This is a genomic window from Halomonas organivorans, from assembly GCF_014192055.1.
In the GTDB taxonomy this organism is placed as follows: Bacteria; Pseudomonadota; Gammaproteobacteria; order Pseudomonadales; family Halomonadaceae; genus Halomonas; species Halomonas organivorans.
Map to the genome: position 1 here is coordinate 49,966 of NZ_JACHXM010000012.1, position 21,729 is coordinate 71,694.

Here is a 21,729-nt window from a genome sequence, read left to right on the forward strand (position 1 = left end):
GAGCGCAACAATAAATCAGGGTTTCCTCAGCCGAACAGCCAGATCAGGGCTACACCCAGCAACAGCCGGTAGACCACGAAGGGCTGCATGCCGATTCGGCGGATGAAGGCCAGGAAGAAGTGGATGCACAGGTAGGCGCTGATGCCCGACAGCAGGGTACCCGCCGCCAGGTCGCCCCAGGCCACCGGTAGCGGCGTCTCGAGCAGGTCCAGGGTCTCAAGCCCGCCGGCCAGGATGATCACCGGGATCGACAGCAGGAAGGAGAAGCGTGCCGCCGCCTCACGGGTCAGCCCCAGCATCAGCGCCGCGGTCATGGTGATGCCGGAGCGCGAGGTACCGGGGATCAGCGCCAGGGCCTGGGCCAGGCCGATCCACAGGGCATCGCGCCAGCTCATTCGATACTCGCTGCGCGTGCCGCGATGGCGCCAGTCGGCGACGCCCAATACCACGCCGAACACGATCAGTCCCCCGGCCAGCACCAGCGGCGAACGCATCACCGCCTCGATGGTGTCCTTGAACGCCAGCCCCGCCAGGCCCACCGGGGTGGTCGCCAGGATCACCCACCAGGCCAGCCGAGCGTCGTCGTCGGTCCCGTGGCCGGCGATGCTGCGGCACCAGCTGGTCACCATGGCGACGAGTTCATGACGGAAATAGATCACCACCGCCGCCAGGCTGCCCAAGTGCAAGGCCACGTCGAAGGCCAGCCCCTGGTCGGGCCAGTCGGTGAACACCGGTACCAGGATAAGATGGGCGGAACTGGAGATCGGCAGGAACTCGGTCAGCCCCTGAACGAGGGAAAGCAGGACGATCTGTAGCCAATCCATGGGTGGCGATTCTCGGTGAGTGGAAACAGTGTTCGAAGCAGGGCCAGAGCATACAGGTCCCGGCGCTCGCTGTCCGCCCGTCAGCCGCCGGACAGCAACAGGGTGGCGATACTGAAGTAGATCAGCACCCCGGAGGCATCGATCATGGTGGTGACCAGCGGCGCCGAGGCGGTGGCAGGATCCCATCCCAGTCGATCGAGAACGAAGGGCAGGCACATGCCCAGCAGGCTGCCGAACAGCACGATGGCGATCATGCTGATCGCCACCACCAGCGCCACCGTCTCACCACCGCGAAAGACGCCGATCGGGGCCACGGCGAGTGCCATGGTCAGCCCCAGCGAACCGGCTACCAGCAGCTCGCGGCCGAGCAGCTTGCCCCAGTCGCGCACCCCGACATCGCCAGTGGCCATGCCGCGCACCATCAGAGTGGCGGCCTGGGCACCGGCATTGCCGCCACTGCCGATCAGCAGCGGCAGGAAGAACACCAGGGCTACCTGGGCCGAGATGGTCGCTTCGTAATGGGCGATCCCGGCCCCCGACAGCAGGTTGCCGAACACCAGCAGCACCAGCCAGGTCACGCGCTTGCGATACAGGCTCCACAGCGGCACCCGGCTGACGCCGTCCTCCAGGGCACCGATCGACATCCCCTTGTGGATATCTTCGGTGGCCTCGGACTCCACCACGTCCAGTGCGTCGTCGTGGGTGACGATGCCCACCAGACGCCGCGCTTCGTCCACCACCGGCAGCGCCAGCAGGTCGTAGCGAGCCACGACCCGGGCCACCTCCTCCTGGGGGGTGTCCACGGTGGTATGGATGACGTCGTGAATCATCAGGTCGTCGACCCGCGCCCCGGGCCGCGCCACCATCAGCTGACGCAGCGACATGGTACCGGCCAGCCGCCCCTCGGGATCGATCACGTACAACTGATAGACGGTCTCGGCATCCGGCGCGGTCTGACGCACCCGCATCATCGCCCGTGACACCGTCATGCCGGCGGGGATCGCCACGTAGTCCGAGGTCATCAACGCTCCGGCCGTGCCCTCCTCGTAACTCGCCAGGCGCTTGAGTTCCTCGCGCTCCTGGTGGGCCATGCGCCGCAGCAGCGCCTCACGACGGTCGTCATCGAGCACCTTGAACAGGTCGGCCCGCTCGTCGGCCCCCATCTCCTCGAGCATCGCCTGAAGGCGGTCGTCGCCCATGCCGGCCGTGAACGCCAGCTGCTCTTCACCATGAAGATGGCCGATGACGCTGGCCTGGCGCTCCAGCGGCAGGCAATCCAGCAGGGCCCGGGCGCGTAGCGCATCCTCGTCCTCGAGCAGATCCTGCAGGATCTCGGCGATGTCGGCGGAGCGCAGCTCCGGCAGCTGGGCGTCCAGCCGCGCGCGATCGTCCACCTCCAGGGCGGCGAGCAGAGAGTCCTTGTGACGGTTCAGGCTATCTTCGAGCGGCATGGGCCAAGTCCTTGCGGTGCCGACGCAAACGAAAGCGCCCCCCGACGGAATCGGGGGGCGCCATCATCGCACAGGGCGGGAGCAGCGTCAGCTGCGGCCCGCCTTGCGCCGCAGCTGCTGGATAGTCCGCAACTGGGCCGCGGCTTCAGCCAGCTCGGCCGTCGCGCGGGTGTAGTCCAGCTCGGCGGACTTGTCCTGCATGGCCTTGAGGGCCTGCTGGCGAGCCTCCTCGGCGGCGGCCTCGTCCAGGTCGTCGGCGCGCACGGCGGTATCGGCGAGCACGGTGACCACTTCGGGCTGCACCTCGAGGAAGCCGCCCGAGACATAGAAGTGATCCTCTTCACCTCCGCCACGGACGATCCGCACCGGGCCGGGGGCCAGCTCGGTGAGCAGCGGCGTGTGCCCCGCCAGCACACCGAGATCCCCCGCCCGTCCGGCCGCCACGACCTGCTCGGCTTCGCCGGAGAAGATCGACGCCTCGGCGCTGACGATCTCGCACTTGAAGGTTTTCGTCATGATGACGTCTCCCAGGTGGAGGGATTACTTCATCTGGTTGGCTTTCTCGACGGCCTCGTCGATGGTGCCGACCATGTAGAAGGCCTGCTCCGGCAGCTCGTCGAACTCGCCGTCGAGGATGCCCTGGAAGCCACGGATGGTTTCCTTCAGCGACACGTACTTGCCGGGGGCGCCGGTGAAGACCTCGGCGACGAAGAACGGCTGCGACAGGAAGCGCTGGATCTTACGCGCGCGGGCCACGGCCAGCTTGTCCTCGTCGGACAGCTCGTCCATGCCCAGGATGGCGATGATGTCCTTGAGTTCCTTGTAGCGCTGCAGCACGCCCTGCACGCCGCGGGCGGTCTTGTAGTGCTCCTCGCCGACGACCAGCGGATCCAGCTGACGAGAGGTGGAGTCCAGCGGGTCGATGGCCGGGTAGATGCCCAGCTCGGCGATGGAACGCGCCAGAACCACGGTGGCGTCGAGGTGCGAGAAGGTGGTGGCCGGAGACGGGTCGGTCAAGTCATCCGCGGGCACGTACACCGCCTGCACGGAGGTGATGGAGCCGGTCTTGGTGGAGGTGATGCGCTCCTGCAGGACGCCCATCTCCTCGGCCAGGGTCGGCTGGTAACCCACCGCTGAGGGCATGCGGCCCAGCAGTGCGGACACCTCGGTACCGGCCAGGGTGTAGCGGTAGATGTTGTCGACGAACAGCAGCACGTCACGGCCTTCATCGCGGAATTTCTCGGCGATGGTCAGGCCGGTCAGGGCCACGCGCAGGCGGTTGCCGGGCGGCTCGTTCATCTGGCCATAGACCAGCGACACCTTGTCGAGAACGTTGGACTCCTGCATCTCGTGGTAGAAGTCGTTGCCCTCGCGGGTCCGCTCGCCGACACCGGCGAACACGGAGTAACCGCTGTGCTCGGTGGCGATGTTGCGGATCAGCTCCATCATGTTGACGGTCTTGCCGACGCCGGCGCCGCCGAACAGGCCGACCTTGCCGCCCTTGGCGAACGGGCACACCAGGTCGATGACCTTGATGCCGGTTTCCAGCAGCTCTTCGGCCGCCGCCTGGTCCGCATAGCCCGGGGCCTTGCGGTGAATCGGCATGCGCTCCTGCTCACCGATCTCGCCGGCCTCGTCGATCGGCTCGCCGAGCACGTTCATGATGCGACCCAGAGTCGCTTCACCGACCGGCACGGAGATGGCCGCGTTGGTGTTGGCGACGTCCATGCCACGCTTGAGGCCCTCGGTGGAGCCCATGGCGATGGTCCGCACCACACCGTCGCCCAGCTGCTGCTGGACCTCGAGAACGGTCTCCTTCTCGGAGACCTTCAGCGCGTCGTAGACCTTGGGCACATCGTCCCGCGGAAACTCTACGTCAATCACCGCGCCGATGATTTGTACGATACGTCCGCTCATCTTGGTTCCTCTCAAATACCTGCAAATGAAACCCGGTTGCCGGAAGGAGCTGGCCCTTCCTCGGCGTTATACGGCGGCGGCGCCACCGACGATCTCGGAGATTTCCTGGGTAATGGCCGCCTGACGGGCCTTGTTGTACACCAACTCCAGGTCGTCGATCAGATTGCCGGCATTGTCGGTGGCGCTCTTCATGGCGATCATCCGCGCAGCCTGCTCGCAGGCCACGTTCTCGACCACCGCCTGATAGACCTGCGCCTCGACGAAACGCACGAGCAGGCTATCCAACAGCTCCTTGGCATCCGGCTCATACAGGTAGTCCCAGCTTCCGGGACGCTTGTGTTCTTCGTTCTGCTCTTCGGCACCCATCTCGGGAGACAGGGGCAGCAGTTGGCGAACCACCGGCTTCTGCGTCATGGTGTTGACGAACTCGTTGAACACCACGTACAGGCGGTCCAGCTTGCCCTCGTCGTAGGCATCCAGCATCACCTTCACGCTGCCGACCAGGTCGTCGGCCTCCGGCGCCTCGCCCAGGCCGCTCTTGGCCGCCACCAGGCTGCCGCCGTACTTGCGGAAGAAGGAGGTGGCCTTGCTGCCCAGGGCGCAGAAATCCAGCTCGGCACCGTTGTCGCGCCAGGCCTGGGCGTCCTTGACGACGGCCTTGAACATGTTGACGTTCAAGCCACCGCACAGGCCGCGGTCACTGGACACCACGATGTAGCCGACCCGCTTGACCTCGCGTTCGAGCATCCACGGATGCTTGTACTCGGGGTTGGCATCGGCGACGTGGCCGACCACCTTGCGGATCTGCTGGGCGTAGGGCTGGCTGGCCTTCATCCGGTCCTGCGCCTTGCGCATCTTCGACGCAGCGACCATCTCCATGGCACTGGTGATCTTCTGCGTGTTCTTGATGCTGCCGATCTTGGTGCGTATCTCTTTTGCAGCTGCCATAGCGATCTACTCCGTTCGTGGCCCTCAGAAAGCTCCAGGGCCCGCTCCCCGAAGGGAGCGGGCCGGCGGGGTCACCAGCTCTGAGTGGCCTTGAACTTGTCGAGACCGGCCTTCAGGCCGCTCTTGATCTCGTCGCTGTAGTCGCCGGACTCATTGATCTTGTCGAGCAGCTCGGCGTGCTCCGACTTCATGTAGTCCTGCAGGGCACGCTCGAAATCCAGCACCTTGCTGACCTCGACGTCTTCCAGGTAGCCCTCGTTGGCGGCATACAGGGAGATGGCCATCTGGGCCACGGACATCGGCGCGTACTGGTTCTGCTTCATCAGCTCGGTGACGCGCTGACCGTGCTCCAGCTGCTTGCGGGTGGCCTCGTCCAGATCGGAGGCGAACTGGGCGAAGGCCGCCAGCTCGCGGTACTGGGCCAGGGCCAGACGCACGCTGCCGCCGAGCTTCTTGATGATCTTGGTCTGGGCGGAGCCACCGACACGCGACACCGAGAGACCGGCGTTGATGGCCGGACGGATGCCCGAGTTGAACAGATCGGTCTCGAGGAAGATCTGGCCGTCGGTGATCGAGATCACGTTGGTCGGAACGAACGCGGAGACGTCGCCGCCCTGGGTCTCGATGATCGGCAGCGCGGTCAGCGAGCCGGTCTTGCCCTTCACTTCGCCGTTGGTGAACTTCTCGACGTAGTCGGCATTGACGCGCGCGGCGCGCTCGAGCAGACGGGAGTGGAGGTAGAAGACGTCACCCGGGAAGGCTTCACGGCCCGGCGGACGACGCAGCAGCAGGGAGACCTGACGATAGGCCACGGCCTGCTTGGACAGATCGTCATAGACGATCATGGCGTCTTCACCGCGGTCGCGGAAGTACTCGCCCATGGTGCAGCCGGAGTAGGCGGCCAGGAACTGCATCGGGGCCGGATCGGCGGCGCCGGCGGCGACCACGATGGTGTGCTCCATGGCGCCGTGCTCTTCCAGCTTGCGCACCACGTTGGCGATGGTCGACTGCTTCTGGCCGATGGCCACGTAGACGCAGGTGACACCGGTGCCCTTCTGGTTGATGATCGCGTCGACGGCGATCGCGGTCTTGCCGATCTGGCGGTCGCCGATGATCAGCTCACGCTGGCCGCGGCCGATCGGCACCATGGCGTCGATGGACTTGAAGCCGGTCTGGATCGGCTGGTCGACGGATTGACGGGTGATGACGCCGGGGGCGACCTTTTCCACCGCGTCGGTGAGCTCGGTGCCGAGCTCGCCCTTGCCGTCGATCGGGTTACCCAGGGCGTCGACCACGCGACCGCGCAGCTCGGGACCCACCGGCACCTCGAGGATGCGGCCGGTGCACTGGGCAGTCATGCCCTCTTCGAGCTGCAGGTAGTCGCCCAGCACCACGGCGCCGACGTTGTCGCGCTCGAGGTTGAGCGTCATGCCGAAGATGCCGCCCGGGAACTCGATCATCTCACCGAACATCGCGTCGGTGAGACCGTGGATCTGCACGATACCGTCAGACACGCTGACGATGGTGCCCTGGTTGCGGGCTTCGGATGCGACATCCAGCTTTTCGATACGCTGCTTGATGATGTCGCTGATCTCGGAAGGATTCAGTTGCTGCATGCCATGTCCCTCAGGCTCAGACGGAAAGGGCCTCGTGGAGGCGGTTGAGTCGACCACGCACCGAACCGTCGATGACGGTATCGCCGGCGCGCAGGATCACGCCCCCCAGGAGACTCTCATCCACCTGAGTGGTAATGGAGATTTCGCGGTTCAGACGCTTGGCCAGAGCACTCGCGAGCTTGTCCTGCTGCGCGTCGTCCAACGGGAAAGCGGAGACGATATCGACGTCCATGCGCTTCTCCTGCTGGGCCTTGAGCAGCTCGAACTGCGCGGCGATGGCCGGCAGGGCCATCAGACGGCCCTTGTGGCTGACCAGGTGCAGGAAGTTGGCGACCTCGTCGTTTACGGCATCGCCGCAGACGTCGACCAGGGCCGCCACCTTCTGTTCACTGGAAAGCCGCGGATTGCCCAGCACTCGACGGCGCATGTCGTCGTTGTCGACGACACGCGCCACGGTGGTGAGCATGCCGGACCAGTCCTCGAGCGCCTTGCGTTCAACGGCGTGTTCGAAAGCCGCCTTGGCGTAGGGGCGAGCGACGGTAGACAGTTCCGCCATGGGTCACCTCCTCAAAGCTCTTCGGCGAGTTTGTCAACGAGCTCTGCGTGCCGCTTCTCGTCGATGGAGGACTCCAGGATCCGCTCCGCGGCCACGACGGCGAGTCGTGACACCTGGCTACGCAGCTCATCCTTCGCGCGGTTCACTTCCTGCTCAATCTCGGACTTGGCCTGAGTGATCATGCGCTCGCCTTCCTGGCGGGCCTGCTCACGCGCCTCGTCGATCATCTGGCTGGACCGCTTATGGGCCTGCTCCAGGATTTCTGCCGCCTGCTCCTTGCTTTCACGCAGCGTCTCACTGGCCTGCTGTTCGGCCAGTTCGAGGTCGCGTGAAGCACGGCTGGCAGCGTCCAGGCCATCGGCGATCTTCTTCTGACGGTCCCGCAGGGCTTGCATGACCGGCGGCCATACAAACCTCATGCAGAACCAGACGAAGAACGCAAAGGCGATAGCCTGGCCGATCAGGGTAAGGTTCAGGTTCACGCCAGCACCTCTCGCGTCACATGTTTGGGGTTAAGGGCTCGTCGGGTCTTGCGACCGCGGCGAGTTAACCGACAAACGGGTTGGCGAAGGTGAAGAACAGCGCGATACCCACACCGATCATGGTCACGGCGTCCAGCAGGCCGGCGACGATGAACATCTTGACCTGCAGCATCGGGATCATTTCCGGCTGACGCGCGGCGCCTTCCAGGAACTTGCCACCCAGGATACCGAAGCCGATGGCGGTACCCAGGGCACCCAGGCCGATCAGCAGGGACACGGCGATGGCGGTCAGACCCAGAACTTGTGCTTCCATGGTGGTTCTCTCCAGTTAGGTTATAGAGGTTTGTGGTTAAGGGTTGATGGTAAGGGTTAAGGGTGAAACGTCAGTGCTTCTCCACCGCCATGCTCAGATAGACGATGGTCAGCATCATGAAGATGAAGGCCTGCAGCGTGATGACCAGGATGTGGAAGGTCGCCCAGGCGAAGTGCAGGGGCAGCTGCCACAGCCCGATCATGGCGATCAGGATGAAGATCAGCTCGCCGGCATAGAGGTTGCCGAACAGACGCAGTGCAAGCGAGATCGGCTTGGCGATCAGGGTCACGGTCTCGAGCAGGAAGTTGACCGGGATGAACAGTGCCTGCACCAGCTTGTTGGGAGAGCTGAACGGATGCAGGGTCAACTCGCCGATGAAGCCGGAGAAGCCCTTCTCGCGAATGGTGTAGAAGATGATCAGCGCGAACACCGACAGCGCCATGCCGAGGGTGGCGTTGACGTCGGTGGTGGGCACCACCTTGAAGTAGACGTGGGCCGGGTCTGCACCGAACATGGCGCCGACCTTCTGCGCCAGCATGGGCAGGAAGTCCACCGGCACCAGGTCCATGAGGTTCATCAGGAAGACCCAGCAGAAGATGGTCAGCGAGAGCGGCGCGATCAGCTGGCTCTTGCCGTGGAACGTATCCTTCACGGAGTTGTCGACAAACTCGACCATCAGCTCGACGAAATTCTGCAGCCCGGAGGGCACGCCGGTGGTGGCCTTCAAAGCCACCTTGCGGAACAGCAGCACGAACACCAGGCCCAGGGCGATGGACCAGCCCAGAGTGTCCAGATGGAGGGCCCAGAAGCCCATTTCGGAGGCCTCTTCGGCCGATTGCGCGATGCTCCAGCCGTGCTCCGGATGGTGCCCGAAGGTCAGGTTCTGCAGATGGTGCTGGATGTACGACGTCGCTGTCGGGGTATTGCCTGCCATGATCTGCCTCGATTTCAGGTGTGTGACGGTCGCCGCAGCAGCCAGGGTCCCAGCCAATGGACGAACAGCGTCACCACGTAAGCGCCAAAGAAGAAAGCGGGGTTTGAGGGGGGCACTGCGATGAACACCAAGGTGAACAGAGCCGCCGTCAAACCGAACTTCCCGGCTTCTGCGCGATAGAAGCCGTTGACGATGTTCCTGGTATGTCGAGCCCCCTGATAGCGGAAGACTCGCCAGGTGAAAAAGGCATTGGGCAGGAAGGCCACCGCGCCGCCAAGCAGTGCCGAGAGCGCGCCGGGACCACCCTCCGACCAGGCACCGAGAAGGCTCGCCAGACAAACCATGCCGAACTGCACCAGCAGCAGTCGTCGAACGCTGGGACGCTTGATCCTGGCTGCCATGGGGTCTCCGTGCACGATATCGACGCCAGGCGTCCGCTACCTCCGCTCCGCCGTGCGAACACTTCCCAACGGCGGGCCCGGCGGGATTATAGGGAAGCCCCACGATGGCTTCAACCGATCACGGAGCGATTTCGCGCGATATCCCCCCAGCTTACGACTAAAAGTCGAGAAATCCGCGACACTTTGCTTAGCTGACTAATATTAGCGGTGAGCGTATCCCACTCATTTGATGTGCCCCAGAATGCCGTCCAGCTCATCGAGGCTCGAGTAGCGAATGGTCACTCGCCCCTTGCCGCCGCGGCCGTGCTGGATCTTGACCGGAGCCCCCAGCAGGTCGCCCAGGCGCGACTCCAGGCGTGCCACATCGGGACTCGGCGTCGGCTTGTCGGCCTTTTTCGGCTCGCCCTTGGCGAGCTGCTTCACCAGTGCTTCTGTGGCACGCACCGTGAGGTCCTTGTTGACCACCTCATGGGCGGCCTGGCGCTGCTTGGGTCCGGACAACGCCAGCAGCGCTCGGGCGTGGCCCATGTCCAGATCGCCGCGCTCGAGCAGGGTCTGCACCTCGGGATCCAGCGCCAGCAGGCGCAGCAGGTTGGCCACCTGGGCCCGGGAGCGCCCCACGGCATCGGCCGCCTGCTGCTGGGTCAGCTCGAACTCGTCGAGCAGGCGCTTGAGCGCCATGGCCTCCTCGATGGGGTTGAGGTTCTCGCGCTGGATGTTCTCGATCAGCGCCAGCGCCAGCGCCACCTCGTCGGTGACCTCGCGCACCACCGCCGGAATGACGTCCAGCTCGGCGAGCTGTGCCGCCCGCCAGCGCCGCTCGCCGGCGATGATCTCGTAGCGCTTCTCGCCGATCGGACGCACCACGATCGGCTGCATGACCCCCTGGGCGCGAATCGAGTCGGCCAGTTCCTCGAGGGCCTCGGGCTGGATGTCGCGGCGCGGCTGGTAGCGGCCCCGGCTCAGCTGGCCCAGCGGCAGGCGTTCAAGCCGCTCGTCGGCGGCAGGCGGCAGCGACTCGGCACCGTTGAGCTCGCTCTCCGGCGGCGCCTCGCCTCCCGGCAGATCCAGACTTTCGCGGCGGCGGGCGCCGGCACCGATCAGGGCGTCCAGGCCACGTCCCAGAGCGCGTTGTTTACGCGTCATCGGCTTTCCCTCATCTGTAAGCGCAGGCCGGCGTTGGCTACAACGACAGGCGACGGATCAGTTCCTTGGCCAGCACCCGGTGGGCCTGGCTGCCCCGCGAGAAGCGCGCGTACTTGGTGACCGGCAGGCCATGGCTGGGGGCCTCGGCGACCCGCACGTTGCGGGGGATGGTGGTCTTGAGCAGGGCGTCGCCGAAGTAGTCGCGCAGCTGCTTGCTGACGTCTCGGGTCAGGCTGTTGCGCGAGTCGAACATGGTGCGCAGGATGCCGAAGACCTCGAGACTCGGGTTCACACTGTCCTTGATCTGCTCGACGGTGTCGAGCAACGCCGACAGCCCCTCCAGGGCGTAGAATTCGCACTGCAGCGGAATCAGCACGCCGTGGGCGGCGGTCAGCCCATTGACGGTGAGCATGTTGAGCGACGGCGGACAGTCGATCAGCACCACGTCGTACTCGCCGGCCACCTCGCCGAGAGCCTTGACCAGGCTCTGCTCGCGGCCCTCGTCACGGTCGAGCAGTTCGACTTCGGCGGCGGTCAGGTCGCCGTTGCCCGGCAGCAGGGCATATCCCGCCTCGGGACAGTCGAGGATCACCTCGGTGGGGCGGCGCTCCCCGAGCACCACGTCAAGCACGCTGCCGTCGAGCTCGTGCTTGTCGACGCCGCTGCCCATGGTGGCATGGCCCTGGGGGTCCAGGTCGACCAGCAGCACGCGACGATCCAGGGCGGCCAGGCTGGCGGCCAGGTTGACGGCAGTGGTGGTCTTGCCCACGCCACCCTTCTGGTTGGTCAAGGCGATAATCTTGGTCACGGCGACATCCTTGCGTTGGGAGACAGGGTTCTCGGCAGCGTCCGGCGCATCCCGCCTCAGCGCGCACGCTCGAGGATCACCAGGCGGCGGTCGCCGGCCGAAAACGGCACTCTCAGCGAGTGGCAAGCCACCGCTGCGACCCCCTCCGGCAGGCCGGCGAGTTCGTCCTCCACGGCGGGCCCCTTCATGGCCAGCCATTGTCCGCCCTCCCCCGGCAACCTCTGGCTCAGGGCGATGAAGTCCTCGAGACTGGCGAAGGCCCGCGAGATCACTTGGTCGAAGCCCTCGGCGGGCGCCTCGAAGGCCTCCACCCGGGCCTGGACCGGGGTGACCCGCTCGAGGCCCAGCTCCATCACCGCCTGGCGCTGGAAGCGCACCTTCTTGCCATTGCTGTCGAGCAGCGTGACCTCGAGCTCCGGCGCGAGAATCGCCAGCACCAGCCCCGGCAGGCCGGGACCGGCCCCGACGTCGAGCAGGCTTGGCCCCTTCACGAAGGGCAGCACGGCGGCGCTGTCGAGCAGGTGCCGAGCGACCATCTCTTCGGGATCGCGTACCGCGGTGAGGTTATAGGCGCGGTTCCACTTGTGCAACAGGCCCACCAGGGCCAACAGGCGTTCGCGTCGCTCCGGGGTCACGTCGAGACCGAGTTCGGCCAGGCCACGCTCGAGGCGGTCTCTGAGGGTCGTCTCGTTCGGGATCATCCGTTGGCCACTCGGCTGTCGTCCAGCAGTCGACGCTTCTTGAGGTGAATCAGCAGGATCGAGACCGCCGCGGGCGTGACCCCGGAGATGCGCGAGGCCTGGGCCAGGGTCTCCGGCCGAGCCTCGCCGAGTTTCTGGCGGATCTCGTTGGAGAGCCCCTCGACCCGCGCATAGTCCAGGTCATCGGGAAGCCGGGTGGCCTCGTGGCGCTTGAGCTTGTCGATCTCGTCCTGCTGGCGGTCGATGTAGCCCTGGTACTTGGCCTGGATCTGCACCTGTTCGGCGACACGTTCGTCGTCGACCGCCTCGCCGACCAGGCTGGCGAGATCGTCGTAACCGAGCTCCGGTCGCTTCAAAAGATCCATCAGGTTGTACTCGCGGGACAGCGGCTGGCCGGTCTTCTCGGCCACCCGCGAGGCAGCCTCGCTGCCGGGCTGGACCCAGCTGGTCCGAAGGCGAGCGGTCTCTGCCTCGATGGCCTCGCGCTTGGCGCTGAAGGCGGCCCAGCGGCGCTCATCGATCAGCCCCAGCTCACGCCCCGCCTCGGTGAGGCGCAGATCGGCGTTGTCCTCGCGCAGCAGCAGGCGATATTCCGCCCGCGAGGTGAACATCCGATAGGGCTCCTTGGTGCCCAGGGTAATCAGATCATCCACCAACACGCCGAGGTAAGCCTCGTCGCGGCGCGGCCACCAGGCCTCTAGCTCACGGGCGCGACGGGCTGCGTTGAGCCCGGCCAGCAGGCCCTGGGCGCCGGCTTCCTCGTAGCCGGTGGTGCCGTTGATCTGGCCGGCGAAAAACAGGTTGTGGATGAATTTCGTTTCCAGCGAGTGCTTGAGATCGCGGGGATCGAAGAAATCGTACTCGATGGCATAGCCCGGGCGGGTGATATGGGCGTTCTCCAGCCCCTTGATCGAGCGCACCACCTGCAGCTGCACGTCGAACGGCAGCGAGGTGGAGATGCCGTTGGGATACAGCTCGTGGGTATCCAGCCCCTCGGGTTCGATGAAGATCTGGTGGCTCGCCTTGTCGGCAAAGCGGTGCACCTTGTCCTCGATGGACGGGCAGTAGCGCGGCCCCACGCCCTCGATCGTGCCGGAGAACATCGGCGAACGATCCAGGTTGGCGCGGATGATCTCGTGGCTGCGCTCGCTGGTGTGAGCGATATGGCAACTGACCTGGCGAGGATGCATGTCACGGCTACCGAGGTAGGACATCACCGGCGTCGGGGCGTCCCCCGGCTGCTCCTCGAGTACCGAGAAATCCACGCTCTTGGCGTCGATACGGGGTGGCGTGCCGGTCTTCAGGCGGTCGACGCGAAACGGCAGCGCACGCAGGCGTTCGGCCAGGGCGTTGGAAGGCGGATCGCCGGCCCGGCCGCCGCGGCTGTTGTCGAGCCCGATGTGGATAACGCCGCCGAGGAAGGTGCCTGTGCATAACACCACGGTATCGCTCATGAAGCGCACGCCGGTCTCGGTGACCACCCCGCGTACGGTGTCACCGTCGACGATCAGGTCGCCGGCCGCCTGCTGGAAGATCTCAAGGTTGGGCTGGTTCTCCAGCAGACCTCGAATCGCTGCCTTGTAGCGCACGCGATCGGCCTGGGCACGGGTCGCCCGCACGGCCGGCCCCTTGCGGGCATTGAGTACCCGGAACTGGATGCCGCCTAGGTCGGTGGCCAGCCCCATGGCACCGCCGAGCGCATCGATCTCCTTGACCAGATGGCTCTTGCCGATCCCGCCGATGGCGGGATTGCAGGACATCTGGCCCAGGGTCTCGATGTTGTGGGTCAGCAGCAGGGTCCGGCAGCCCATGCGAGCCGAGGCCAGGGCGGCTTCGGTCCCGGCATGACCACCGCCGATGACGATGACGTCGAAGCGGTCGGGATACTCCAAGGTTCACCTCGATCGGCGCCGTCGCGCCGAATGTTGCGGATCAGGGTATGAAATCAGCCCGCCAGTATAACTCCCTTGTGGGTAATCGTCAGGGTTTTCCACACCCGGGAAGCGCCGCGCCCGCGGTCCTTCCTCTCACTTAAATCAATAAACAAATAGATAAAGAGAAGTTCTGTTGTGGTAGTGACTACTGGTGTGGACATTTATCGTGGATAACCCATTTTATACTTTACTTATCAACATGTTGAAGTGTTGACCACTGCGCGGAAAAGCGGCGGGTGACCTGCGGACGGGATGTTCGGGCCCTGTGGAGGAATGCGCGGTTTACCCACAGCCCGTCTCGAACACGGCTTGTCCACGTGATTCTACCGGGCTTGTTACCGCGCCTGTGAACAACCTCGCTGTTTCCTCCTGTGCCCCGGGATGGCAGGGCTCAGCGGCCATTACCGGAAAATCTTGTCCACAGGCCAAAAAAAGGCCCTGTCGATAACGACAGGGCCCTGTGAGGGACGCAGAAGACGCGACGCTGTCAGTGCTTGAGCACCCGCGACAGGAAATTTCGGGTGGGTTCGGCCTGGGGCGAGTCGAAGATCGTTTCCGGTGGCCCCTCCTCGGCGATCTCGCCCTTGTGGATGAAGATCACCCGATCGGCGACTTCGCGGGCGAAGCCCATCTCATGGGTGACGATCAGCATGGTCATGCCCTCGTTGGCGAGTTCGCGCATGGCATCCAGCACCTCGCCGATCATCTCCGGGTCCAGCGCCGATGTCGGCTCGTCGAACAGCATCAAACGGGGTTCCATGGCCAGCGCCCGGGCCAGCGCCACGCGCTGCTGCTGGCCGCCGGAGAGCTGAGTAGGGAACTTGGCGGCCTGGTCGCTGATGCCCACTCGCTCCAGCAGCCGTTCGGCGGTCTCGGTGGCATCCTCACGGCTCCAGCCGCGAACCTTCATCGGGGCCAGGGTGACGTTGTCCAGCACGCTGAGATGCGGAAAGAGGTTGAACTGCTGGAACACCATGCCGACCTCGGTGCGAATCTTCTGCAGCGCCTTGGTGGCCTTGCCATGGGGTTTCAGTGGGTTGCCGTCGACTTCCAGCTCACCCTGCTGGAATTCCTCGAGGCCGTTGATGCAGCGGATCAAGGTCGACTTTCCGGAGCCGCTGGCACCGATGATCACCACCACCTCGCCGGGTGTGACCGACAGGTCGATGTCCTTGAGCACGTGGAGGGTGCCGAAGGACTTGTTGAGCTTGCTCAGGCGCACGATGGGCTCGCCGCCGGATTGGGACGTCTGTTGGTTCATCTCGTGCATTCCTTATTGTCCGACCAGGCCCTTGCGCTCCAGCAGGCGCAATGCCACTGACAGGGTCAGGGTGACCACCAGGTAGAGCATGGCGACCATCAGGTAGACCTCGAGGGCATTGAAGGTGGTGGCAATGTAGACCTGGCCCTGACGCACCAGCTCACCTACGCCGATCACCGAGAACAGCGAGGTGTCCTTGATGCTGATGATGCCCTGGTTGCCCAGCGGCGGGATCATGCGCCGCAAGGCCTGGGGCCAGATGATGTAACGAAAGGTCTGGCGTCGGGACAGGCCCAGGGATAGTCCGGCTTCGCGCTGGCCGCGCTCGATGGACTGTACGCCGCCGCGCACGATCTCCGAGATGTAGGCACCGGAATTGACGGCGATCGCCGCGATGCCGGCCACCAGGGCGTTGATGGGGCCGCCGAGCAGCTGCGGCAGGCCATAGAAGATGAACAGCACCTGCACCAGCACAGGGGTGCCGCGAAAGATCTCGATGTAGGCCACGGCGGGCCATCTCAGCCATTTCGCTGGGCTGATGCGCAGCAGGCCGAAGACGATGCCGATGATGAAACCGAGGGCAAGGCCCGAGAAGGAGATCAGCAGGGTATAGGGGATCCCCGTCAGCAGGTGGGGGATGGAGGCGAAGGCAGCCTGCCAGTCGAATTGAAAGGTGACGTCCACGAAAGATCTCCGTCAGGATACAAAGGGGAGACGCTGGGCCCAGGCAAGGTCTGAAAAGTAGACGAGCGCAGGCGCTTTTCGGACGTTGCCTAATGCAACGGGGCCGGGTCCAGTGACCCGACCCCGTTCAGCCTCGCGTGAGGTTCACTCGCCGCTGGGGCTGCCGAACCACTTGCTGTGGATCTCGTCGTAGGTGCCGTCTTCTTTCATGGAAACCAGGGCCTCGTTGACGGGTTCGACCCAATCGCTGCCCTTGACCAGCACGATGCCGTACTGCTGGCCTTCGTAGAGCGGGCCGACGACCTTGGTGCGACCCTCGCCCTGGGTCTGGGAGAAATAGCCGACGTTGGGCGCATCGTAGAAGACCGCATCCACGCTGCCGCCGAGAAGCGCCATGTACATGTCGCTGGAGCCCGGATAGGGGGTGATGTCGGCGGAGTCGCCCAGGTTTTCCTGGAGGAAGTCGTAGCTGGTGGAACCGATCTTGGTGCCGACCTTCTTGCCTTCCAGGTCCTCGACGCTCTGGATGCTGTCGTCGTTGGCATTGACCAGCAGACGCAGGCCGCTGTCGTAGTAGGGATCGGAGAAGTCGACGATTTCGGCACGTTCGTCGGTGATGGTGACGCCGGCAATGGCGATGTCGACGTTGCCGGTCTGGATGGCAGGGATGATGCCGTTGAAGTCCATGGTGCGCAGGTTGTAGTCGAACCCGGCACGCTCGGCGACTTCGGCGATGATGTCCATGTCGAAGCCGACCATCTCGCCGGAGTCCTGATCCATCATCTCGAATGGAACGAAACTCGGGTCGGTGACGACGTCCAGGGTGGTGTCCTGGGCCTGGGCCGTGGCGCTCAGGCCGAGGGCCAGGCAGGACGCCAGCGATGCCGCCTGAAATTGACGCTTCATGTGACTCTCCATGGCATGATTTGTTTTGGAGTACCTAATCAACCATGGCGAGTTGTCGTGAGAGCGTCAAGTCTCGGTAAATGACGCTATTTCGGGGTGTCTCAACGCTTGGCGTCAGACCATGAAGGAGGCGCCGCAGCCGCAGGTGGTGGTGGCATTGGGGTTCTGGATCAGGAAGCGGGCGCCGGCCAGCCCCTCCTCGTAATCCACGGTGGACCCCACCAGGTACTGGTAGGACAGCGGGTCGACCACCAGCGCGACCTCGCCGAACTCGACCAGGGTGTCGTCCTCGGCCGCTGCCTCGGCGAAGTCGAAGCCATACTGGAAGCCGGAGCAGCCGCCGCCGGTCACGTAGACGCGCAGCTTGAGCTCGGGTTTGCCTTCTTCCTCGATCAGCGCCTGGAGTCGAGCCTTGGCGCTGTCGGAGAGCAGCAGTGGAGTGGGAACGAAGGTTGCGGCACCGCTCATGGGTGACCTCCCCGGAATTCGGTGAATGTCGTGCAGGACGACGATTATCCATAACCCCTAGCAAAAGGGTCAACTATTGTGTGGGGGCGACCTGTCCCTGGCGCCCCTCGCCATGCCCGGCAGCGATTGCCCTGGGTGAGGAGGAGGTCAGGGCATCATCGCCGGGGCATCGAGGCCGGCGAACTCGTCGAGGCCGAACATCAGGTTGAGGTTGTGCACGGCCTGGCCGGAGGCCCCCTTGACCAGGTTGTCGATCACCGAGAGCACCACCACGGTGTCGCCGTCGCCGGGGCGATGCACGGCCATCCGGCAGACGTTGGCGCCCTTGACGCTGCGCGTCTCGGGATGGCTGCCCGCGGGCATGACGTCGACGAAGGGTTCGTCGGCGAAGCGCTGCTCGTACAGCGCCTGCAGGTCGCCCGGCTCACCTTGCAGGCGGCCGTAGAGGGTGGCGTGGATGCCGCGGATCATCGGCGTCAGGTGAGGCACGAAGGTCAGTCCCACCGGGCCGTTCGCAGCGTCGCCCAGGCCCTGGCGGATCTCGGGCAGATGGCGGTGGCCGGAGGCACCGTAGGCCTTCATCGATTCGCTGGCCTCGGCCAGCAGCGACGGTACCTTGGCGCCGCGGCCGGCCCCGGTGACGCCGGACTTGCAGTCGGCGATCACGTGCTCGGCATCGATCAGGCCGGCCTCCAGCAGCGGCAGCAGCCCGAGCTGGACGGCGGTCGGGTAGCAGCCGGGCACGGCGATCAGGCGTGCCTGGCGAATCTGCTGGCGATTGACCTCGGGCAGGCCGTAGACGGCTTCGTCGAGCAGTTCGGGGGCGCCGTGCGGCTGACCATACCAGCGTTCCCACTCGTCGGCGTCGCGCAGTCGGAAGTCTGCCGAGAGGTCGATCACCCGAGTGCCGCGTTCGAGCAGTTCGCCAGCCAGGGCGTGGGCCACGCCATGGGGCGTGGCGAAGAACACCGCATCGCAGGCCGCTAGCCGCGCCGGGTCAGGATCGCTGAAGCGCAGCTCGTCGTAGTGGCCGCGCAGGTTGGGGTAGAGTTCGCTGACCCCTAGCCCGGCCTCGCTGCGCGAGGTGATGACCTCGACGCTCACCCCCGGGTGACGGGCCAGCAACCTGAGCAGTTCGACCCCGGTATAGCCGGTGCCGCCGACGATTCCGACCTTGATCACGATGGACTCCTCACTGGTGGACGCTGGGACCTATGTGTACGGATATGATACACAAGGGAGAGGGTCCCCACCTAGGAGGGGGGCCGGATCGAACAGGAAGGTCATCTTGTCGCGTCTCTCGCTATCCCGCTTCACTCTGGAACGTTTCCGCCACCGCCTGGCCAGCGTGGATGCCCTGCCCCAGCTGTGCGTGCTGGGCGTGGTATCGGGGCTGATCACCGGCGGGCTGATGGTGCTATTCCGATCGCTGCTGATCCTCGGTGCCTCGGTCTTCATGCCGGGTGACAACCCTGAGGCCTTCGAGGCCCTGGCGCCGGTGACGCGGGCGCTGTTGCCGCTGCTGGCCGTGGCGTTGATCGGTGTCTGGCTATGGCGGCTGCCTCCCGCCGGTCGCCAGATCGGCATCGCCCACGTCATCGAGCGGTTGACCTATCATCAGGGCCGCTTTCCCGTGCGAAACTGGTTCACCCAATGGTGGGTCGGCCTGGTGTCGGTGCTTGGCGGCCTCTCCGCGGGCCGGGAAGGGCCGGCCATTCACCTTGGCGCCGCCGCCTGCAGCGGTCTTGGCCAGCGCCTGCGCCTGCCCCACAACAGCCTGCGCGTGCTGGTGGCTTGCGGCACCGCGGCGGGAATCTCGGCTTCCTTCAATACGCCTATCGCCGGCGTCATCTTCGCCATGGAAGTGGTGATGATGGAGTACACCATCACCGGCTTCATGCCGGTGATCCTGGCCTCGACCGTCGCGGCCGTGGTGTCCCAAGCGGTATTCGGCTTCGAGCGCCCCTTCGAAGAGACGGGCATCGCCCTGGGATCGCTGCTCAACCTGCCCTGGATCGTCATCAGTGCCCTGGGAATCGGCCTGCTGGCCGGCGGCTTCGTGCGGGTGGCGCGCGCTGGCGGGCACCTCAAGCGGATCCCCTTCGTGGCGCGTTTCGCCCTGGCCGGCGGCCTGGTGGGTGCCCTGGCCTGGTGGTATCCCCAGGTGCAGGGCATGGGCTATGACACCCTGGGACTGACCATCGGCGGTTCGTTGAGCCTCGACGTGCTGCTGGCAGTGGGCATCGGCAAGCTGCTGATCACCGCCTTTGCCGTGGCGTGCGGCATTCCGGTGAGCATCATCGGTCCGGTACTGGTGGCCGGTGGGGCAGCCGGGGCGCTATGCGGCCTGCTCGGGGCCCAGCTGATGCCCGAGCTTGCCGCGGGACCTGCCGTCTACGCCATGCTGGGCATGGCGGCCATGATGGGGGCCGTGCTGCAGGCGCCGCTGGCGGCGCTGATGGCCCTGCTGGAGCTGACCCACAATCCCAACCTGATCCTGCCCGGCATGCTGGCGGTGGTCGTGGCCGGGCTGACCTCTCGCCAGTTGTGCGGCTGCGACGGCTTTTTCATCAGCGTGACTCGCCATGGCCTGCATCCGCTGCAGCAGCCGCTGATGCAGGCGCTCAACCGGGTGTCGGTCCCGGCGGTGATGGAGCGTGCCCTGGTGCGTACCCGCCGCCGGGTGACCCTCGAACAGGCTGGGGCGCTGCTGGAGGCCAAGCCGGAGTGGATCATGATCGAACGTTCCAGCGACGCCAAGCCGACCCTGGCCCTCAAGGCCGCGGATCTGGCCCGCTGGCTGCTCGAGCATGACGAGAACGACAAACTGATCGACAAGGAAGGCCGACTGGATCTGCTCGAGATCCCCGGTCAACGCCTCGACCTGGCCCCGATCCACTTGCAGGCGACGCTCTCCGAGGCCTTCGAGCGGCTCAATACCAAACATGCCGATGCCTTGTACGTGGAGCACGGCCATCGCCCGAAGCAGCGGCGGATTTCCGGTATCATCACTCGTGACGCCATCGAGCGTTATTACCGCTATAGCGATGTTCCCCCCGGCTGAGGAGTCGATATGTACCTCTGGATCAAGGCCCTGCACCTGGTGGCCGTGGTGACCTGGTTTGCCGCTCTTTTCTACTTGCCCAGGCTCTACGTCTATCACGCAATGGCCCGGGATCGGGGCGAGCGCCAGGCGATCGACTATTTCATCGTCATGGAGCGCAAGCTGTATCGCGGCATCATGACGCCCTCGATGATCGCCGTGCTGGTTCTCGGAGGTGGCCTGCTGGCATTGAATCCCGGTTGGCTCGGCCAGGGCTGGATGCACGTCAAGCTGGTACTGGTGGCGGCGCTGGTGGCCTATCACCACGTTTGCCTCATTTATCTGAAGCAGTTCGCCGCCGGTTGCTGCACCCGCACTCACCGCTTCTTCCGGATCTTCAATGAACTGCCCGTGATCGCCCTGCTGGCGATCGTCATCCTCGCCGTGCTGAAGCCGTTCTGATGGGGGCCGATGTGGAGACGCAACCCCATCTGCCGGCGGTGCTGGTGCTGGCAGGTCACGATCCCACCGGCGGTGCCGGCCTGATAGCGGACAGCGAGGCGGTGGCCGCCTGCGGCGGCTGGGCACTGACGATTCCCACGGCGCTGACGGTGCAGAACTGTCGTGACGTCCGCGAGGTGCAGCCGGTGGATGCCGAGCTGATCCGGTCAGCCGCCATGGCACTGGAGGAGATCGAGATCGGTGCCATCAAGATCGGCCTGATCGCGTCCGAGGCGGCGCTGGAGGCGGTCGAGGAGATCCTGCGACGGCGTCCTGGGGTGCCGGTGGTGGTCGATCCCGTTCTCAAGGCGGGAGGCGGCAAGGAGTTGTCCACACCCGCTCTGGAATCCGCGTTCCGCCAGCGGCTGCTTCCCCTTGTGGATATCCTGACGCCCAATCGCCGGGAGCTCGCCCGGCTGGCCGGTCCGGCATGCCGGGACGATACCCAACGTGCCGTCGAATTGATGCACCTGGGGTGCCAGGCGGTGCTGGTGACCGCCACGGATGACCCGGAGACGGCGGTGCCGGAAGACAGGGTCAGGCATACCCTGCACGTGCCGGATGGCGATCGCCAGTGGAGCTGGACGCGCCTGTCCGGGGATTTCCATGGCTCAGGGTGCACCCTGGCGTCGGCGCTGGCGGCACGTCTGGCCCTGGGCGAGAGCCTGGTGGCGGCCTGCGAGCAGGCCCAGGCCTTCACCTGGGATTCGCTGGCGCATGGCTGGCATCCCGGTGCCGGGCAGCGGTTGCCTCGACGGCTTTGGCGGTTGCCGACCGCATGTGGTTCCGTTCGGCCCTAGCCCATGGACTGGTCATCCTCGGGCTCAGCATCGAG

General features: G+C 65.3%; 23 protein-coding genes. 3 read left to right on the forward strand and 20 right to left on the reverse strand.

Annotation, left to right across the window (positions count from 1 at the left end):
* Positions 1 to 26 precede the first annotated feature (26 nt).
* From FHR96_RS12860 to argC, 20 genes are all read right to left on the reverse strand, one after another.
* Positions 27 to 824, reverse strand: coding sequence for an undecaprenyl-diphosphate phosphatase (locus tag FHR96_RS12860; RefSeq protein WP_183388087.1), 798 nt, complete (start codon positions 822 to 824; stop codon positions 27 to 29).
* An 80-nt stretch (positions 825 to 904) separates the two neighbouring features.
* Positions 905 to 2,275, reverse strand: coding sequence for a magnesium transporter (mgtE, locus tag FHR96_RS12865; protein ID WP_183388088.1), 1,371 nt, complete (start codon positions 2,273 to 2,275; stop codon positions 905 to 907).
* An 87-nt stretch (positions 2,276 to 2,362) separates the two neighbouring features.
* Positions 2,363 to 2,791, reverse strand: coding sequence for a F0F1 ATP synthase subunit epsilon (locus FHR96_RS12870; RefSeq protein WP_183388089.1), 429 nt, complete (start codon positions 2,789 to 2,791; stop codon positions 2,363 to 2,365).
* A 24-nt stretch (positions 2,792 to 2,815) separates the two neighbouring features.
* A complete protein-coding gene (atpD, locus tag FHR96_RS12875) occupies positions 2,816 to 4,192 on the reverse strand; it encodes a F0F1 ATP synthase subunit beta (RefSeq protein WP_183388090.1) in 1,377 nt (458 codons plus the stop codon).
* 66 nt (positions 4,193 to 4,258) lie between these two features.
* Positions 4,259 to 5,140, reverse strand: coding sequence for a F0F1 ATP synthase subunit gamma (gene atpG, locus FHR96_RS12880; RefSeq protein WP_183388091.1), 882 nt, complete (start codon positions 5,138 to 5,140; stop codon positions 4,259 to 4,261).
* 71 nt (positions 5,141 to 5,211) lie between these two features.
* Entirely contained in the window at positions 5,212 to 6,756 is a 1,545-nt protein-coding gene (atpA, locus tag FHR96_RS12885) for a F0F1 ATP synthase subunit alpha (protein WP_183388092.1), read from the reverse strand.
* 16 nt (positions 6,757 to 6,772) lie between these two features.
* Positions 6,773 to 7,312, reverse strand: a complete 540-nt coding sequence (locus FHR96_RS12890) for a F0F1 ATP synthase subunit delta (RefSeq protein ID WP_183388093.1) — start codon at positions 7,310 to 7,312, stop codon at positions 6,773 to 6,775.
* Between the two features lie 11 nt (positions 7,313 to 7,323).
* Positions 7,324 to 7,794 (reverse strand): F0F1 ATP synthase subunit B, encoded by a 471-nt coding sequence (locus tag FHR96_RS12895; protein ID WP_183388094.1) that lies wholly within the window; start codon positions 7,792 to 7,794, stop codon positions 7,324 to 7,326.
* A gap of 64 nt (positions 7,795 to 7,858) precedes the next feature.
* Positions 7,859 to 8,107, reverse strand: a complete 249-nt coding sequence (atpE, locus tag FHR96_RS12900; RefSeq protein ID WP_071943354.1) for a F0F1 ATP synthase subunit C — start codon at positions 8,105 to 8,107, stop codon at positions 7,859 to 7,861.
* Between the two features lie 70 nt (positions 8,108 to 8,177).
* Positions 8,178 to 9,041: a F0F1 ATP synthase subunit A gene (atpB, locus tag FHR96_RS12905; RefSeq protein WP_183388095.1), complete on the reverse strand. Its 864-nt coding sequence runs from the start codon at positions 9,039 to 9,041 to the stop codon at positions 8,178 to 8,180.
* A gap of 14 nt (positions 9,042 to 9,055) precedes the next feature.
* Positions 9,056 to 9,442: a F0F1 ATP synthase subunit I gene (locus FHR96_RS12910; RefSeq protein ID WP_183388096.1), complete on the reverse strand. Its 387-nt coding sequence runs from the start codon at positions 9,440 to 9,442 to the stop codon at positions 9,056 to 9,058.
* 222 nt (positions 9,443 to 9,664) lie between these two features.
* Positions 9,665 to 10,588, reverse strand: a complete 924-nt coding sequence (locus tag FHR96_RS12915) for a ParB/RepB/Spo0J family partition protein (RefSeq protein ID WP_183388097.1) — start codon at positions 10,586 to 10,588, stop codon at positions 9,665 to 9,667.
* A 37-nt stretch (positions 10,589 to 10,625) separates the two neighbouring features.
* On the reverse strand, positions 10,626 to 11,396 hold the full coding sequence (locus FHR96_RS12920) for an AAA family ATPase (protein WP_183388098.1): 771 nt from the start codon (positions 11,394 to 11,396) through the stop codon (positions 10,626 to 10,628).
* 56 nt (positions 11,397 to 11,452) lie between these two features.
* Entirely contained in the window at positions 11,453 to 12,097 is a 645-nt protein-coding gene (gene rsmG, locus FHR96_RS12925; protein WP_183388099.1) for a 16S rRNA (guanine(527)-N(7))-methyltransferase RsmG, read from the reverse strand.
* Positions 12,094 to 13,989 (reverse strand): tRNA uridine-5-carboxymethylaminomethyl(34) synthesis enzyme MnmG, encoded by a 1,896-nt coding sequence (gene mnmG / locus FHR96_RS12930; RefSeq protein WP_183388100.1) that lies wholly within the window; start codon positions 13,987 to 13,989, stop codon positions 12,094 to 12,096. Before mnmG ends, rsmG begins: the two co-directional genes overlap by 4 nt.
* A gap of 529 nt (positions 13,990 to 14,518) precedes the next feature.
* Positions 14,519 to 15,292: an amino acid ABC transporter ATP-binding protein gene (locus FHR96_RS12935; RefSeq protein WP_221195811.1), complete on the reverse strand. Its 774-nt coding sequence runs from the start codon at positions 15,290 to 15,292 to the stop codon at positions 14,519 to 14,521.
* Between the two features lie 12 nt (positions 15,293 to 15,304).
* Complete coding sequence (locus FHR96_RS12940; RefSeq protein WP_183388102.1) at positions 15,305 to 15,976, reverse strand: ABC transporter permease subunit; 672 nt, start codon at positions 15,974 to 15,976, stop codon at positions 15,305 to 15,307.
* A 144-nt stretch (positions 15,977 to 16,120) separates the two neighbouring features.
* Positions 16,121 to 16,882 carry a transporter substrate-binding domain-containing protein gene (locus FHR96_RS12945; protein WP_183388103.1) on the reverse strand — a complete coding sequence of 254 codons (762 nt, stop codon included), beginning with the start codon at positions 16,880 to 16,882 and terminating at the stop codon, positions 16,121 to 16,123.
* Between the two features lie 114 nt (positions 16,883 to 16,996).
* Entirely contained in the window at positions 16,997 to 17,350 is a 354-nt protein-coding gene (gene erpA, locus FHR96_RS12950; protein WP_183388104.1) for an iron-sulfur cluster insertion protein ErpA, read from the reverse strand.
* A 147-nt stretch (positions 17,351 to 17,497) separates the two neighbouring features.
* Complete coding sequence (argC, locus tag FHR96_RS12955) at positions 17,498 to 18,532, reverse strand: N-acetyl-gamma-glutamyl-phosphate reductase (protein ID WP_183388105.1); 1,035 nt, start codon at positions 18,530 to 18,532, stop codon at positions 17,498 to 17,500.
* Between the two features lie 106 nt (positions 18,533 to 18,638).
* Between argC and FHR96_RS12960 the strand changes: the two genes are divergently transcribed.
* From FHR96_RS12960 to thiD, 3 genes are read left to right on the forward strand one after another with little or no spacing between them, the layout of a single operon-like run.
* Positions 18,639 to 20,414 (forward strand): chloride channel protein, encoded by a 1,776-nt coding sequence (locus FHR96_RS12960; protein ID WP_183388106.1) that lies wholly within the window; start codon positions 18,639 to 18,641, stop codon positions 20,412 to 20,414.
* Positions 20,415 to 20,423: 9 nt separating this feature from the next.
* Positions 20,424 to 20,855: a protoporphyrinogen oxidase HemJ gene (hemJ, locus tag FHR96_RS12965; protein ID WP_183388107.1), complete on the forward strand. Its 432-nt coding sequence runs from the start codon at positions 20,424 to 20,426 to the stop codon at positions 20,853 to 20,855.
* 11 nt (positions 20,856 to 20,866) lie between these two features.
* Positions 20,867 to 21,694 carry a bifunctional hydroxymethylpyrimidine kinase/phosphomethylpyrimidine kinase gene (gene thiD / locus FHR96_RS12970; RefSeq protein ID WP_379685329.1) on the forward strand — a complete coding sequence of 276 codons (828 nt, stop codon included), beginning with the start codon at positions 20,867 to 20,869 and terminating at the stop codon, positions 21,692 to 21,694.
* Positions 21,695 to 21,729 lie beyond the last annotated feature (35 nt).